General features: G+C 74.1%; 10 protein-coding genes. 4 read left to right on the top strand and 6 right to left on the bottom strand.

What is annotated here, in order from left to right; all coding sequences use genetic code 11:
* Positions 1 to 12: 12 nt before the first annotated feature.
* Positions 13 to 840, bottom strand: coding sequence for a class I SAM-dependent methyltransferase (locus tag ACFFHU_RS10705; protein ID WP_377337748.1), 828 nt, complete (start codon positions 838 to 840; stop codon positions 13 to 15).
* Between the two features lie 88 nt (positions 841 to 928).
* Here ACFFHU_RS10705 and ACFFHU_RS10700 point away from each other — a divergent pair, with 88 nt between their 5' ends.
* Complete coding sequence (locus ACFFHU_RS10700) at positions 929 to 3,919, top strand: SpoIIE family protein phosphatase (RefSeq protein ID WP_377337747.1); 2,991 nt, start codon at positions 929 to 931, stop codon at positions 3,917 to 3,919.
* Positions 3,920 to 3,975: 56 nt separating this feature from the next.
* On the opposite strand, the gene ACFFHU_RS10695 is transcribed toward ACFFHU_RS10700, so the two are convergent.
* The 3 genes from ACFFHU_RS10695 to ACFFHU_RS10685 all read right to left on the bottom strand — a co-directional run bounded on the left by ACFFHU_RS10695 (position 3,976) and on the right by ACFFHU_RS10685 (position 7,936).
* Positions 3,976 to 5,511 (bottom strand): GntP family permease, encoded by a 1,536-nt coding sequence (locus ACFFHU_RS10695; RefSeq protein ID WP_377337745.1) that lies wholly within the window; start codon positions 5,509 to 5,511, stop codon positions 3,976 to 3,978.
* Positions 5,512 to 5,571: 60 nt separating this feature from the next.
* Positions 5,572 to 7,116 (bottom strand): gluconokinase, encoded by a 1,545-nt coding sequence (locus ACFFHU_RS10690; protein ID WP_377337743.1) that lies wholly within the window; start codon positions 7,114 to 7,116, stop codon positions 5,572 to 5,574.
* A 250-nt stretch (positions 7,117 to 7,366) separates the two neighbouring features.
* Positions 7,367 to 7,936: a CGNR zinc finger domain-containing protein gene (locus ACFFHU_RS10685; RefSeq protein WP_377337742.1), complete on the bottom strand. Its 570-nt coding sequence runs from the start codon at positions 7,934 to 7,936 to the stop codon at positions 7,367 to 7,369.
* Positions 7,937 to 7,990: 54 nt separating this feature from the next.
* On the opposite strand from ACFFHU_RS10685, the gene ACFFHU_RS10680 reads away from it, so the two are divergent.
* On the top strand, positions 7,991 to 9,478 hold the full coding sequence (locus ACFFHU_RS10680; protein WP_377337741.1) for an MFS transporter: 1,488 nt from the start codon (positions 7,991 to 7,993) through the stop codon (positions 9,476 to 9,478).
* Here ACFFHU_RS10680 and ACFFHU_RS10675 read toward each other — a convergent pair.
* Together ACFFHU_RS10675 and ACFFHU_RS10670 are read right to left on the bottom strand one after the other, a co-directional pair.
* Positions 9,420 to 10,655, bottom strand: coding sequence for a D-alanyl-D-alanine carboxypeptidase family protein (locus ACFFHU_RS10675; RefSeq protein ID WP_377337739.1), 1,236 nt, complete (start codon positions 10,653 to 10,655; stop codon positions 9,420 to 9,422). The two genes, ACFFHU_RS10680 and ACFFHU_RS10675, sit on opposite strands and share 59 nt — an antisense overlap.
* Before the next feature lie 64 nt (positions 10,656 to 10,719).
* On the bottom strand, positions 10,720 to 12,477 hold the full coding sequence (locus ACFFHU_RS10670) for a serine/threonine-protein kinase (RefSeq protein ID WP_377337737.1): 1,758 nt from the start codon (positions 12,475 to 12,477) through the stop codon (positions 10,720 to 10,722).
* Between the two features lie 479 nt (positions 12,478 to 12,956).
* On the opposite strand from ACFFHU_RS10670, the gene ACFFHU_RS10665 reads away from it, so the two are divergent.
* Positions 12,957 to 13,979, top strand: coding sequence for an ABC transporter permease (locus tag ACFFHU_RS10665; protein WP_377337802.1), 1,023 nt, complete (start codon positions 12,957 to 12,959; stop codon positions 13,977 to 13,979).
* Positions 13,980 to 14,023: 44 nt separating this feature from the next.
* Entirely contained in the window at positions 14,024 to 15,772 is a 1,749-nt protein-coding gene (locus tag ACFFHU_RS10660) for an ABC transporter substrate-binding protein (protein ID WP_377337735.1), read from the top strand.
* Positions 15,773 to 15,821 lie beyond the last annotated feature (49 nt).

The raw sequence follows: 15,821 nt of genomic DNA, 5'->3' as shown, positions 1-15,821 counted from the left end.
AGGGTGGCCGGCTCAGCGCCGGACGGCCTGCAGCGTGTACGTGTGCGGCAGCCGCCACGGGCGGTCCGCCAGCCGCCATTCGCCGTGCTCGACCCGCTCCATCTGGCCGGGCAGCGCCTCCCAGGGCACGCTGTCGTGCTCGACCAGGGCGGTGAGCGTCATGCCGGCGTCCAGCAGCGCGGTGACCACCTCGCCGAGGCCGTGGTTCCACTCCACCGAGCGGGTGTTGGTGAAGCGGTGGTCGGTGTCGACGTACGTGCCGTCCTCCTCCCAGACCGTGCCCTCGGCCCGCTCGAAGTACGGGTACTCCAGCGCGACCAGCCCGTCCGGGCGGGGGTCCGGCAGCGCCCACAGCACCGGGTGGCCCTCCCGCAGGTGCAGCCGGCCGCCCGGGCGGAGCAGCCCGGCGACCACCTCGGCCCAGCGGCGGATGTCCGGCAGCCAGCACAGCGCGCCGACGCCGGTGTAGACCAGGTCGAACCCGCCGGCGCCGAGGACCTCGACCGCCGCGTAGACATCCGCCTGCACGTACTCGATCTCGGCGCCGCACTCGGCGGCCAGCTTGCGGGCCTGGGCGAGTGACGCGGCGGAGAAGTCCAGCCCGGTCATCCGGGCGCCGAGCCGGGCCAGCGACAGCGTGTCGGTGCCCAGGTGGCACTGCAGGTGTACGCCGCGCAGCCCGGCCACCTCACCCAGGCGCGGCCGGTCGAAGCTGACCACGTCGCTGAGCCGTTCCGGGTCCTGCACGTACCGGCGGAGGCCGTAATCCCGCGACGCCGCGTGCACCGGCGCCCGCTCGTCCCACATCGCCCGGTTGAGCTCCCGGTAGTCCTCGGTCATCCGGGCACCCTGCCACAAGCCGCCGCCCGGCCACCATCGCAATTCCGCGCCGTTCGGGCAGGTGGCCCGGCTCCGGCACGGTGGTACGGTGCCGGTGTCCAGAGCCGGCCAGCGGGTGGAGGTCGCCGGTGTGAGCGACGCCCGACCGATGCCGCGACCGGGCGAGGGTGGTGCCGGCGGCGTGGCCGGGCCCGTCGACCCCGACCGGCGGTTCCGCGCGCTGGTCGAGGCGTCCGCGGCGATCATCTGGACCACCGACGCCGACGGGCGGGTCACCGCGGCCCAGCGATCCTGGGAGGCGTACACGGGCCAGAGCTGGCCGGAGTACGCCGGCGACGGCTGGTCCAGCGTGATCCATCCGGACGACCTCGACCGGGTCCGCCGGGCCTGGGGTGAGGCGCTGGACGCCGGCGCCCGGATCTACCGGTCCAGCTTCCGGATCTGGCACGCGGCCAGCGGGCGGTACCGGCACGTGGCCGCCCGCAGCACGGCGCTGCGGGACGAGCGGGGCCGGATCGTCGAGTGGCTCGGCACGTTCACCGACGTGCAGGACCTGGTCACGGCCGAGCAGGCCGCCGGCCGGACCGCGGCCATCAGCGAGGCCATGCTGGCCAGCTCCCCGGTCGGCTTCGGCTGGGTGGACACCGACCTGCGATTCCAGTACGTCAACCCGGCGCTGGCCGCGCTGAACGGGCGCACCGAGGCGGAGCACCTGGGACGCACCCCGGCCGAGGTGCTGCCGCTGATCGGCGACCGGGTGGCCGCGCTGATGCGGGAGGCGCTGACCGATGGCGGAATCAGCGGCGTCGAGTTCTCGTTGCCCGACGAGCGGCAGCCGGACCGGATCCAGCACGTGGTGGCCAGCTATTTCCCGATCCGGCTGGCCGAGCCGCCGGCCCACGGCGGTGGGCGACCGCAGACCACCATCGGGGTCGGCTGCACCGTCGTGGACGTCAGCGAGCGGACCCGGCTGCGGGAGGCGCTCGGCGCCGAGCGGGCCCGGTACGAGCGGCTCGCCTCGGCCGACGTGCTCGCCGTCTTCGGCGGGGTGGGGGAGCGGATCACCGAGGCCAACGACGCGTTCCTGGCCCTGCTGGGGTACGACCGCGACGACGTCGCCGCGGGCCGGCTGAGCTGGCCGGAACTCACCCCGCCGGGGTTCGAGGAGGCGGACGCGGAGGCCCTCAAGGAGCTCGCCGACACCGGCCGCGCGCAGGCGTACGCGAAGGAGTACCGGCACCGCGACGGCCATCCGGTGCCGGTGCTGATCGGGGTGGTGGCCCTGGTCCGCGAGCCGCTGCACTGGCTCGCGTACGCCACCGACCTCACCGCCGAGCGGCTGGCGGAGGCCGAGCGGCGGCGGACCCTGCGCCGGGCCGAGGCGCTGGCCCGGTTCGCCGGGGACCTCAGCACGGCACAGGCCCCCGACGAGATCCTGCGGACCATCGCCGGGCACCTCCGGGCGGTGTTCCTGGCGCGCGAGGTACGGATCGCGGTGGCCGAGCCGGGTCAGCCCACGCTGCACGCGGTGCGCTGCGCCGACCCGACCGGCGACGTCGTGCACGAGCGGCTGGACCTCGACGCCGACCTGGCGCTGACCGCCGTGGTGCGGGAGAACCGCGTGCTGCCGGACCCGGCCGAGCCGGCAGAACCGGGCGAGCCGACCGAGCCGGGGGAGCCGACCGAGCCGGGGGAGCCGGCGGGACCGGGGGCGCCCGCCCTGGTTCGCGGGATCTGCGTGCCGCTGCACCATGCCGACGGCACCCCGCTGGGCGCCATGCAGCTCGACTGGGCCGTGCCGGTGCGCCGGGACGACGCGCTGGACAGCCTGCTGGCCACCTCGGCCGGGCTGGCCAGCCAGGCGCTGCAGCGGGCCGAGCTGATCCGGTCCACCCGGGCCACGGCCGACCTGGCGGCCCGGCTCAGCACCGCCCGGACGGTGCCGGAGGCGATCGAGGCCATCCTGGCGGCCGTGCCGCCGGTGCTGGGCGCGGTCGAGCCCGGGCTGCTGGTCCGCGAGGGCGGCCGGCGGGTGCGACTGTGCCACCAGGGCTCGGTGCCGTCGGGACTGGCCGACCCGTACCGCGGGATGACCATCGACGACCCGCGACCGATCGCCGAGTGCCTGCGCACCGGGGAGCGGATCGTGCTGGCGGACCGGGAGGCGTTCCGCCGGCGCTACCCGGGCCTGGTCGACACCTCGGGGGACGGCGGCCTGGTGACGACCGTGGCGCTGCCGCTGCTGGACGTCGGGCGGCGCCCGATCGCGGCCCTCGGCCTGGGCTGGTCCCGGGCCCGGCCGTTCCGGGCCACCGACCTGGCCGTGCTGGACACCGTCGCCGACCTCTGCGAGCAGGCCCTCGAGCGGGTCCGGCTGGCCGCCGCCGAGCACGACCTGGTGAGCCGGCTGGCCGGCCGGCTGTTCGACACGGTCGGCGAACCGCCGCCCGGGCTCGACGTGGCGGTGCGCTACCGGCCGGCGATGACCGGGCTCAACCTCGGCGGCGACTGGTACGACCTCATCCCCGTCGACGGCGGCCGGTTGGCCGTGGTGGTGGGCGACGTGGTCGGGCACCAGGTGGAGGCCGCGGCCGACATGGCCCAGCTGCGGACCGTGGTGCGGACCCTGATCATGCTGGGCGTCCCGCTGGGTGAGGTCTTCGCCCGGGTGACCGAGCTGCTCGGCCGGGCCTTCCTGGGCACCTGCCTCATCATGCTGGTCGACCCGGACCGGCGCCGGGTCGAGGTGGTGCGGGCCGGCCACCCGCACCCGTTGTGGGTGCGCCGCGGCGAGCACGCCGAACCGGTCGGCACCGCCCGGTCGCTGCCGTTCGGTCTGGTGCAGGAGACGGTCCCGCCGACGGTGCTGTCGGCCGGGCCCGGCGACCTGCTGGTCGCCTTCACCGACGGCCTGGTGGAGCTGCGCCAACGGGACTACCCGGCCGGGGTGGCCGCGCTGGGGGCGGTGCTCACCGAGGCGGCCGGCCGCACCGCCGACGCGGTGGCCACGGTGGTGATGGACCGGCTCCCGGCCACCGAGGACGACCAGGCGCTGGTGGTGCTCCGCTTCCCCGAGTAGCCGGGTCGGGCCCGGGTCACCGGTGGCCGGGCGGAACCGGCCCCGGGCGACCGCGCTCAGACGATCAGGTTGAGCAGCAGCACGCCCAGGAAGCCGACCACCGAGATGATCGTCTCCATCACCGACCAGCTCTTGATGGTCTGCCCGACGGTCAGCCCGAAGTACTCCTTGACCAGCCAGAACCCGGCGTCGTTGACGTGCGAGAAGAACAGCGACCCGCACCCGACGGCCAGCGCCAGCAGCGCCACACCGGGCCGGTCCAGGCCCTGCGCGAGCGGCGCCACGATGCCGGCCGCGGTGATCGTGGCCACCGTGGCCGACCCGGTGGCCACCCGGATGCCCACCGCCACCAGCCAGCCCAGCAGCAGCGGCGAGATGCTGGCGCCCTTGGCCGCGTCGGCCACCATGTTGCCCACCCCGGCGTCCACGAGTACCTGCTTGAAGCCGCCGCCCGCGGCCACGATCAGCAGGATGCCGGCGATCGGCGGCAGCGAGCCGCCGAGCACGGCCGACGTCTGGGCGCGGTTGAACCCGGCCTGGCGACCGAGGGTGAACATGGCCACCAGAACGCCCGCGAGCAGGGCCACCACCGGGGTGCCGATGATGTCCAGGGTGGTGCGCGCCGTGGTGCCCTTGTCCAGGGTCAGCTCGCCCACGGCCCGCAGCAGCATGAGCACGATCGGCAGCAGCACGGTCAGCACCGCCGGCCAGAACGCCGGCGTGCGCCGCCGGGGCGTGGTCTCGGTGCCGCTGTCGTCCACCGGCGCGCCGGGTCGACCCGTACCCGGGTTGATCAGGTCGTCCTCGGTGAGCAGGTCGCCGTCGGCGTCGGTCCGGTTCCCGTCGGCCGCGCGCTGCCGGTCGCCGACCGCGCGCTCCCGGTCGGCGCCGGCGACGGGGCCGCCCGCGCGGCTCGGCAGCAGCGACTCCGGCGCCACGGCCGGCACGTACCGGGCGATGAAGTTGCCGAACAGCGGGCCGGCCACGATCACCGTGGGGATCGCGACGAGCAGCCCGAGCGCCAGGGTGAGGCCGAGGTCGGCCTTCAGCGCGGCGATCGCCACCAGCGGGCCCGGGTGCGGCGGCACGAGGCCGTGCAGCACCGACAGGCCGGCCAGCGCCGGGATGCCGACCCGCATCAGCGGTACGTCCGAGCGGCGGGACACCAGCAGCACGATCGGCACCAGCAGGACCACGCCGACCTCGAAGAAGAGCGGCAGGCCGATCAGGGCCGCGACGCCGGCCATCGCCCACGGCAGGGCGGAACCGGAGACCCGGCTGACCACCCGGCTCACGATCCCGTCGGCGCCGCCGGACTCGGCCAGCAGGCCACCGATCATCGCGCCGAGCGCGATCAGTAGGCCGACGCTGCCCACCGTCGACCCGACGCCGCCGGTGAACGAGTCGATCATCTTCTGTGGCGCGAGGCCGGCCACCGCGCCCAGCACCGCCGCACCGATGATCAGCGACAGGAACGGGTGGACCTTGCCCCAGGCGATCAGCACGACGACCGCGGCGATGCCCAGCAGCGCGGCGGTGATGAGCTGGCCGTTGCCGGCCCGGCTGGCCGCCTCGGCGGCGAGATGGGTCATGGGTTCACGACCTTCCTCGGGTTGGTGCCGGGGGAGCGGACGCCACCCCGGTGGCATGGATCAGGGGGTGGCGGGCTGCTCCGCGGTGAACCGGCGCAGCGCCTGGTAGGTCGGGCCGAGCGCGTCGTACAGGTCCGCGAACAGCGGCAGCAGCGCCGCGTACGTCTCGGCCGCCTTCGGCTCGGGCTGGACGGTCTCGGTGATCTCGACCAGGTCGGCGGCCACGTCCACCGACGGGATCAGGCCCAGCGCCTGCATGCCGAGCAGCGCGGCCCCGAAGCTCGAGCCCTCGTGCCCGGCGGGGAACTGCACGTCCATCCCGAGCGCGTCGGCCAGCAGCTGCCGCCACAGCGGGCTGCGCGCGAAGCCACCGCTGGCCCGTACCTCGTGCACCTCGTTGCCGGCGGCCCGCACCGACTGGAGCACCAGGGCGAGCTGCTGGCAGACGCCCTCGATGGCGGCCCGGACCAGGTGCTCCCGGCGGTGCGCGTTGGTCAGCCCCACGTACGCCCCGCGCGGCAGCGCGCTCCAGTGCGGCGCCCGCTCGCTGAGCAGGTACGGCAGCATGATCAGCCCGTCGGATCCGGCCGGCGCTCGGGCGGCCAGGGCGAGCAGCTCCTCCTCGGGATGCTCGCCGAGGTCGGGAGCGAGCGCCTCGCCGGCCCAGTTGAGCACGATGCCGCCGTTGTTGATGGCGCCGCCCACCGCCCACCGGTCCTCGGTCAGCGCGTAGCAGAACACCCGGCCCTGCGGATCCACGCTCGGCCGCTCCACCATCACCCGGATGGCGCCGCTGGTGCCGATCGAGCAGGCGGCCACCCCGGGGCGTACGGCGCCCAGGCCCAGGTTGGCCAGCGGCCCGTCGCCCGCGCCCACCACGACCGGGGTCTGCGCCGGCAGGCCGGTGGCCCGGGCGGCATCCGGGGTGAGGGCGGGCAGCACGGTGGTGCTGGGCACCAGCCGGGGCAGCTGGTCGGGGCGGATGCCGGCGATGGTCAGCGCCTCGGCGTCCCAGTCCAGGCGGTGGATGTCCAGCAGGCCGGTGCCGGAGGCGACCGAGTGGTCGGTGACCAGCTCGCCGCAGAGCCGGCGCAGGACGAGATCCTTGATGCCGACCCAGTGCGCCACCCGGCGGAACAGCTCGGGGGCCTCCTCGGCGAACCAGACCAGCTTGGGCAGCGGGGCCATCGGGTGCAGCGGGGTGCCGGTGCGGCGGTGCAGCTCCAGCCCGCCCGGCGCCGAGCGCAGCCGTTCGGCCTGCGCGCTGGCCCGCGAGTCGGCCCAGGTGACCGAGGGGGTCAGCGGGTCGCCGCCGGCGTCCAGCCCGATCAGGCCGTGCATGGCGGTGCTGAACGACAGGCCGGCCACCGGCCGGTCCAGGTCGGCCACCACGGTCCGGGTGGTCTCCAGCACGGCTTCCCAGATGAGGTTCGGGTCCTGCTCGGCGTAGCCGGGGTGCGGCTCGTCGAGCGGGTACGCCACCGAGTGCGAGCCGAGGGACCGGCCGCCGGTGTCGTACGCCACCGCCTTGGTGCTGGTGGTCCCGAGGTCCACGCCGATCACCACGCCCGACCGCCGGGGCTGCGAGGAACCGCCGCTCGTCACCCGATCCCATCCCTTCGGCTGTGCCCGCGGCCCGGACGGCTGCGCCGGATCGTCCCCGGCGGCCCGCGGTCGGAGCTGACGTTACCCAAAGATCGACCGCCCCGCCCGACGGCCGCCCTGCCCGGCCCCCTGGAAGGAAGGGCCCCTTGTTATCGCTCTTTGTAGCGGAAGGGCCCCTTCTTAACCGCTCCGCGCGACGGCGACGGCGACGGCGACGGCGGACGGCCGACGGCGGACCGCGGACGGCGGGCTACGTGGCGCCGCCCGGGGCCCGCCGGGCGGCCCGGTGCGCGGCCACCCTCGTGCGGTTGGCGCAGGCGGCGTCGCAGAACCGCCGGGCCGGGCCGGGACCGACCCGCAGCACGCCGTGCGGGCAGTCGGCGGCGGCGCACACGCCGATCACCTCGACACCGTGTTCCGCGATCATCAGGGCCAAGCCCATGGCGCCGGACGCGGTCAGCCAACCGCCCCAGTTGGCGTCGGGGGCCTCGACGTGCAGGTGCAGCGGCACGCCGCCGGGGTGGTCGACCAGGCGCGGTCGGGCGGTGCGGCCGAGCAGATCGTTGAGGCGCGCGGCGAGCCGCGCATCGTCCCCGGTCGCGGCGAACACGGCCGCCAGGTCCGTGCGGCCGGCGCGGGCGTCGGCGAGGTCCGCCGGGGTGATGCGGACGGTGCCGGGCTCGTCGTGCGCCAGCAGCAGGTCGCGGAGCTGCTCCGGGGCGGTGAGCAGATCGCCGTGCCGCGGCGCGGGCGCGGTGTTGACCAGCGCCGCGGCCAGCCGGGCCCAGCGGGTGAAGCCGAAGCGCACGCCTGCCGTCATGTCGTTACGGTACTCGCCGAGCAAACCGTTACTACATCGGTTACGGTACCAAGCATGCAAACCGTTACAGCGGTTCCCGGTTCCGCACACCCCGGGCGGCTGGGCCGGCGCGGGATCCGGTTGCTCACCGCGGCCACCGTGGCCCGGCTGGCCGACGAGGCCGCCGGCGTCGGCGTGGTGCTGTACGTCATCGCCCGCACGGCGGATCCGCGGCTGGCCGGCCTGGTCGTGTCGGCCTTCGCCCTGCCGACCCTGGTGACCGGCCCGGTCCTCGGCGCGGTGCTGGACCGGCTGCGCCGCAAGCGGGTGCTGTTCCTGGCCAACCAGCTGGTGCTGGCCGCCGCCCTCATCGGCGTGTTGTTGCTCGCGGGCCGCGCGCCGGGTGGAGCGCTGATCGGCCTCGGTCTGCTGGCCGGCAGCACGGCGCCGCTGCTCACCGGCGGCTTCAGCAGCCTGGTTCCCCTGGTGGTGCCCGCTGCGGCGCTGCCACGGGCGAACGCCGCCGACTCGGCCAGCTACAACGTGGCCGGGCTGGCCGGACCGGCGCTGGTGGCCGCCGTGGCGGGCTCGGCCGGCGCCGGGGCGGCGCTGGCCGGCACGGCCGGGCTGGCCGCCGCGGCCGTGCTGCTGGTGCTCGCCGCGCCGACGGGCCCCCGGCGGCCCGCACCGGGCCCCGCCCCGGCCACCGACGGCCCCGCCCCGGCCACCGACGGCCCCGCCCCGGCCACCGACGGCCCCGCCCCGGCCACCGACGGCGCGCCCCCGGCCGGGGCCGCTGGCCGGGAGCGGCTGGGTCCGGCGTTGGTGGACGGGGTACGCCTGCTGGTCCGGGCGCCGCTGCTGCGGGCCGCCACGATCGCCACCACGGTGGCCCATGCCGTGTCGGGGCTGCTGCCGGTGACCGTGCCGCTGCTGGCGATCCAGCTCGGCCAGCCGGCCGCCCGCGGGGGGTGGCTGCTGACCGCGCTGAGCGCCGGCGCGCTCGCCGGCGCGCTGGTCTCGGCCCGCCTGTTGCGCCGCTTCACGCCGGCCGGCGTGCTGATGGCCGCGCTGGTCGGGTACGGCCTCAGCCTCACCGCGGTGGCCGGGGCGCCCTCGCTGGCGGTGGCGCTGCCGCTCGCGGTGCTCGCCGGGCTGTGCGACGGGCCGGTGTTCGCGGCCACCCTCGCGATCCGCCAGTCCAGCGTCCCACCGCACCGGTACGCGCAGCTGGCGGCCACCGCGGCGAGCGTCAAGACCGGCGGGTACGCGCTGGGCGCCGCGAGCACCGGGGTGCTGGCCGCGCACCTGTCGGCGCGGCAACTGATCCTGGTGGTGGCGGCCGGTCAGCTGGTCGCGCTGCTCCCGTTCGCCCCGCTCGGGCGGCGTCGCGCCGTCGTCCCGACGGATCGGGCCGTCCTGACCGATCCGGCCGTACCGACCGATCCGGCCGTCGAGACCGATCCAGGCGGGCCGACCGCTCCGCGCCTCCCGGCCGGGCCGGTCAGCGGGCCCGGCGGCGGCCGGCGTGCCGCGGTCGGGTGCGGACGGCCACCACGGTGAGCACCAGGGTGGCCGCCCCGAGCAGCACGACCACCACGACCAGGATGGTCCGCGACGGCGGCCCGGAATGGCCGCGGCCGCTCGGTCGCTCGACCGCCTGGGTGCCGGCCTTTGGCTGCACGGGCGGCGGACCGGCGGTGGCGTCCAGCTCGCCCGGGTTCACCAGGCGGCCCACCGCGGCGTCGGCGGGCCGGGCGAAGCCCCAGTCGAGCAGCGCGGCGCCCTGCTGCCAGCCACGCAGCGGGCGCGCCTCGCCGTTCAGCAGGGTGACCACCAGGCGCCGGCCGTTGCGCTGGGCCACGCCCACGTAGGTGTGCCGAGCCACCGTGGTGAAGCCGGTCTTTCCGCCGAGCGCGCCGGGATAGTTGAACAGCAACGAGTTCTCGTTCTGGATCTGGAACCCGTTCTTCGCGCCCGGCGGCTGCGCCGGCATCTGCGCGGTGCGGGCGGCCGTGTAGCGGCGGAAGGTCGCGTTCGTGAAGCAGTCCCGGGCGATGAGCGCCAGGTCGTACGCGCTGGTGAACTGGTTGGGGCCGTCCAATCCGGACGGTGTGGCCGCGTGCGTTTGCCGGGCGCCGAGGCGGTGCGCCTCGGCGTTCATCGCGGACACCGTGCCGGCCACCCCCGCGGACCCGCCGCCGAGCCGGGCGAGCACCTGCGCGGCGTCGTTTCCGCTGTTGAGCAGCAGCCCGAGCCACAGCGTCTCCACCGAGTACCGCCCGCCGACCACGAGCCCCACGGCCGAGCTGCCGCGCTCGAAGTCGAGGTCCTGAGAAGTGACGGTGACGACCCGCTTAGGGTCCAGTTTGGGCAGCACGGTCGCGGCCAGCAGCAGCTTCTGGGTGCTCGCGGGCAGGGCGTATGCGTGCGCCCCGCAGGCGCCGAGCACCGCGCCGCTGTCCAGGTCGGCCACCAGCCAGGAGGTCGCGGTGATGGCCGGCGGCCGGGCCGCCCCGTCGGGCACGGCGAGCCCGTCGGTGGCCAGCGCCGCGCCGCCGACGGTCCGGTCCGCGGCGTCCGCGCTGGGCACGGGCGGCCGGGGCGGCCGGCTCACCGGCGGACTGACGCTGGGACACGGTACGTCCGCCGCGGCGTGGGCCGGCGCCGGCGGGAGCACCGCCGCCGGCATGGTGAGCAGGACCCCCGTGAGGGTGGCGAAGATGCGCCGAAACGTCATACGCGCCAACCGTTCATGGCCAAGCAGGGTAGCCCGAACGTTTCTCGGGAGGAATCCGCCCCCGCTAGGCCGACCGTTCTCGCACCTGGGGGAGCAGCCGACCGTCGGCGCAGGACGCGGTGACCTCGCTGGTGTGGGTGGCCGAGGAGAGCACCACCCGGACCTCGCTGGCCGGCCCCGGTCGGTAGTCCGAGACGGTGTAGCCGAGCGTCGGAGTCACGGCCAGCACGGTGGCGGTGCGACCGAGGCAGAGCACCAGGACGACGCCGCCCTTGGCGCGTACCCGCTGCTGGGTGCCGGTCGAGCCGGTGGCGCCGGGCGTCGGTGACCCGCCCCCGGGGCCGGGCGCCGTGCCGCCCGGAGCGGAGCCGGCGGGCGCGGCGGTGCGGTTGGCCGGCGCCGTCGTGCCGGCGGCGCCCGGTCCGGCGCCGGTCGGGCCGGCCGGCCCGGGACCGCGGCCGGGCGGGTCCGAGCGGCCGGGGGCCGTCCCGGGGGTCCCGGCGGACGTGCCGACCGTGGTGCTGGCCGCCGGCACGGTGCCGTCGGGCCGGGCGCCGGGGTCGTCGGCGCCGCGCTGGTCCGGCAGGGCCAGCATGGTCACGGTGGCCGTGGTCGCCACCACCACGACGAAGCCGACCACCAGCAGCGCCCGGCGCCGGCGCCGGGCGCGGTGGTCGCCGGGGACCGCCCCGCTCGGCGTAGCGGGCGCGGCGGCCGGCGTTCCGGCCGCGGCGTCGGGTCCGGCCGCCGCCACGTCGCCGGTTGCGGGCGCGGGGTCGGCTTCGGCCGCCGGCTCGGGCTCGGCCGCCGGCTCGGGCTCGGCGGCCGGCTCCGGCTCCGGCTCGGCCGCTGGCTCCGGCTCGGCCGCCGGCTCGGGGCCGGGTTGGGCCGCCGGGCCGAGTTGGGCCGCCGCGGCGGCGGCGCCGGCCGGCGGGGCCAGGGCCAGCGCGCCGATGCCGGCCCAGGCCAGCGCCGCGGACGGGTCGTCGCCCGCGGCGGTGAGGCCGGCGGCGTCGGCGAGGATCCGGGCCGCCTCGGCGGCGGGCGGCCGGTCGGCGGGCGCCTTGGCGAGGCACCGGCGGCAGAGCTCGACCACCGCGGGCGGCACGCCCTCGATGGGTGGGAGCCGGGCCGGCTCCTGGTAGACGTGCGCGGTCAGCATCTGGGTGGTGGTCTCGGCCGACCAGGGCAGCCGGTTGGTGAGGGTCCGGTGCAGCAGCAGGCCGAGCGCGTACACGTCCGAGGCGGGCAGCACCTGGTTGGCCACGAGCCGCTCCGGCGCCAGGTACGCGGGCGTGCCGAACCGGTGGCCGTCCTCGGTGAGCTCGGGCTCCCCGGTCACCGCCGCGATGCCGAAGTCCAGCACCTTGGCCCCGGCCGGGGTGAGCATGACGTTGGCCGGCTTGACGTCCCGATGCACCAGGTCCTGCTGGTGCGCCGCGGCCAGCGCGCTGGCCACCTCGGCGCAGATCCGCATGGCGGCCCGCGGCGGCAGCGGGCCGGCCACCAGCCGCTGGGCGAGGGTCTGGCCCGGCAGCAGCTCCATCACCACGTACGGCACGTGCTCGCCGTGCTCGTCGGTCCAGTCGCCGTAGTCGTACACGTTCGTCACGTGCGGGTGGGAGAGCCGGGCGGCGGCTCGGGCCTCGGCCCGGATCCGTTCCCGGGCGCCCGGGTCGGCGGCCAATGGCCCGGCCAGCATCTTCACCGCCACCGATCGACCGAGGACCTCGTCCCTGGCGCGCCAGACCACCGCCATGCCGCCGCTGCCGAGCTGCTCGGAGAGACGGTAGCGGCCGTCGAGGAGCCGATCGGGTGCCATCCGCCCACCTTGCCAGACCTGCGCCGGCTTCGACGGCTGGCCGTGGCGCGCGCGCGCCGACAGGGCGCCAACCGTGGGGCGGGGCGGTCAACCGGCCCGCGCCGGGCGGCGGTTCCGGGCGCGTCCGTCGACTGCAGGCTGCCGACCGGTACCGCTTCGGCGTCAACCCCGTTACCTTGGAGACAGACCGATGTGAGCGACATCTCGGTTGCGTTGCGCAGGGGGATGTGCACCTTCCGTACAAGTTTCGGCTCCCCTGCTGCCTATAAAGGCCGCAAACCGGTCCCTCAGTCGGCCGATGAATGGCTGTTCCCATGTGACAGGCCTCGCACTCAACGGTGACCTAGCTGTTATTGATTCGATGCCTCAGGCCATTCCGACGAAACCTCAGGGCGGCTAGCGTTTCGGCCACCGCACCGCCGCTGCACCTCGACCGGATGGATGCGGCGGTGTCGTTGTGCGGAGTGGAGGTGACGTGGGTGGAACCGTTGCGTACGAGTACCGAGTCGACCAAGCTCGATGAGCCGCCAGCGGCTGTGGAGGTGGTCGCGCCGGTGCCGCAGCAGCGGTCCGTCACGGTGAGCAAGTCGCCGACGCGGATCGCCTTCCAGCGGCTGCGCAAGGACCGCGTGGCCATGGTCTGCGCGGGCATCTTCATGGTTTTCCTGCTGATCGCGATCTTCGCGCCGCTGCTGGCCAAGATGGAGGGGCAGAGCCCCACCCTGAACCACCAGGACCTGATCGACGACTACGGCTTCCCGACCATCGGGGTGACCTCCGACCACTGGTTCGGCGTCGAACCGCGGTTGGGTCGGGACCTGTTCGCCCGGTGGGTCTACGGCGCCCGGCCGTCGCTGATCGTCGCCGGATCGGTCACGATCGTCACGACGATCCTCGGCGTGTTCATCGGCCTGATCGCCGGATTCGTCGGCGGCTGGACCGACCGGATCCTCTCCTGGGTGATCGATTTCGTGCTGAGCCTGCCGTACCTGCTCTTCGCAATCGCCACCTCCGGGGTGCTTATCGCCATGCTCGGCGGCGTCGAGGGCGCCTCGGCCGAACAGGTGGCCAAGGTACGGTTCATCTCGCTGATCTCGGTGTTGTCCTTCTTCGGCTGGGCCGGCCTGGCCCGCCTGATCAGAGGCCAGGTGCTCTCGCTTCGCGAGCGTGAGTTCATCGCCGCCGCCAAGGTGCTGGGCGTACCCACCCGCAAGGTCCTGTTCAAGGAGCTGCTGCCCAACCTGGTGGCGCCGATCATGGTCTCGGTGTCGCTGGCGCTGCCCAGCTACATCGTGGCTGAGGCTGGCCTCACGTACCTCGGTGTCGGTCTCAGCGAACCGACTCCGTCCTGGGGTCTGAGCATCTTCGCCGCGGTCAACTACTACCGCGCTGACCCGATCTATCTGTGGCTCCCGGTCCTCGGCATCACCATTCTCGTGCTCGCGCTCAGCCTGCTCGGGGACGCCGTCCGGGACGCTTTCGATCCCCGTACCCGACGGTGACGGCACGCTCGATTCACCACGGTCCACCAAGAAAGGGAGCAACTGTGAGGCGACTCAATGTGGCCGTGGCGGCCTGTGCCGCCATAGCCCTCGGAGTGGCGGGCTGTGGTAGCCCGTCCTCCAACAACAACGGTTCCGGTGGCGACAACAACGCTGGGAAGATCAACCAACAGCAGAGCGCCCTGGACCCGACGGCGAAGGGCCCGGCTCCGGACGTCGATGGTGCCAAGAAGGGCGGCACCATCACGATCTACTCGCAGTCGACGCCCAACACGTTCGACCCGACCGACATCTACTACGTCGACTCGAACGAGATCGGCAAGCTGCTGTTCCGCACGCCGACCCAGTTCGTGCCGCGGAACGGCAAGCCGGTCCTGGTGCCGGACCTGACCGACCTGGGGACGCCGTCGGCGGACAAGCTGACCTGGACGTTCAAGCTGCAGCCGGGGATCAAGTACGAGGACGGCAGCGAGATCAAGATCGAGGACATGGCGTACGCGATCAAGCGGTCGTTCGCGCACGACGTGTTCATCAACGGTCCGACCTACCAGCAGCAGTTCTTCAAGGACGGCGACAAGTACAAGGGTCCGTACAAGAGTGGTCTGAACTACTCGGGTGTGGAGACGCCGGACGCGAACACGCTGGTGATCCACCTTGCCAAGCCGTTCAACGACCTGCCGTTCTACATGAGTTTCCCGATGTTCACGCCGATCCCGCAGGCGAAGGACAACAAGCAGAACTACAAGAACAAGCCGATCGCCACCGGTCCCTACATGTTCGACACCTTCACGCCGGGCAGTGAGCTCAAGCTGAAGAAGAACCCGAACTGGGACCCGAACACCGACCCTGGGCGGCACCAGTACGCCGATGCCTGGGACTTCAAGTGGGGCGTCGATGACGTCAAGAACCAGCAGCAGGTGTTGAACAGCAACGGGCCGGACGCGAACGCGTTGAACTACGGCAACGTCGACGCTTCGCTGATCCCGCAGTTGCAGGGTGACAAGAAGAAGCAGCTGATCCAGGGTGAGAGCCCCTGCAACATCGTGGTGCAGATGGACAGCCGCAAGATCCCGCTGGAGGTCCGTAAGGCGATCGCCACGGCCTACCCGTACGACCAGATCTACAAGGCCGCTGGCCTGAACGATTTCATCGCGGAGAAGTCCAGCACGGTTCTGCCGCCGAGCGTTCCGGGTTACAAGAAGTACGACTCCCCGCCCGGCCTGTCCGGTGCCGGCACCGGTGACCCGGCCGCGGCCAAGAAGATGCTGCAGGACGCCGGCAAGCTGGGCTTCGAGGTTTCGTGGTTCTACGACAGTTCCAAGCCGGTCGTGCAGCAGACCAACCAGATCCGCTCTGACGCGCTGACCGCGGCCGGTTTCAAGGTCAAGGCCATCGGTGTCTCCACCGCCGAGCTGCGGACCAAGACCCGTGACTACGACGCTCCGGTGAACATGGACCAGGGCCCGCGTGGTTGGTGCTCGGACTGGCCCTCGGGTGGTAGCTGGCTGCCGGTGCTGTTCCAGTCGCACAGCATCCCGGACGGTCAGACCTGGGGCTTCCTGAGCGACAAGTCGGTGGACGCGCAGATCGACGCCGTCGCCAACCTGCCCGCCGACCAGGCCACCGCGAAGTGGTCGGAGCTGGACCAGGCCATGATGGAGAAGTACCTGATCCTGCCCCGCTACTACGACAAGATGGCGGTCGTGGCCGGCACCAACATCGGCGGCGCCGTGGGTGACTCGACCATGGGTCTCCCGTACTTCCCCTACATGTTCCTCACGAACGGCAGCTGACGCACCAACGGTGGTCCCGGCCGGCGCCCCGGCGCCGGTCGGGATCACC

This window comes from Plantactinospora siamensis (assembly GCF_042434095.1).
Classification (GTDB): domain Bacteria; phylum Actinomycetota; class Actinomycetes; order Mycobacteriales; family Micromonosporaceae; genus KBS50.
This window is presented reverse-complemented; position numbering and strand designations above follow the sequence as displayed.

Bases quoted from the DNA above. Each gene is read 5' to 3' on its own strand.
- ACFFHU_RS10680 (WP_377337741.1), top strand. From the start codon at position 7,991: ATGCAAACCGTTACAGCGGTTCCCGGTTCCGCACACCCCGGGCGGCTG.
- ACFFHU_RS10685 (WP_377337742.1), bottom strand. From the start codon at position 7,936: ATGACGGCAGGCGTGCGCTTCGGCTTCACCCGCTGGGCCCGGCTGGCC.
- ACFFHU_RS10670 (WP_377337737.1), bottom strand. From the start codon at position 12,477: ATGGCACCCGATCGGCTCCTCGACGGCCGCTACCGTCTCTCCGAGCAG.
- ACFFHU_RS10705 (WP_377337748.1), bottom strand. From the start codon at position 840: ATGACCGAGGACTACCGGGAGCTCAACCGGGCGATGTGGGACGAGCGG.
- ACFFHU_RS10675 (WP_377337739.1), bottom strand. From the start codon at position 10,655: ATGACGTTTCGGCGCATCTTCGCCACCCTCACGGGGGTCCTGCTCACC.
- ACFFHU_RS10695 (WP_377337745.1), bottom strand. From the start codon at position 5,511: ATGACCCATCTCGCCGCCGAGGCGGCCAGCCGGGCCGGCAACGGCCAG.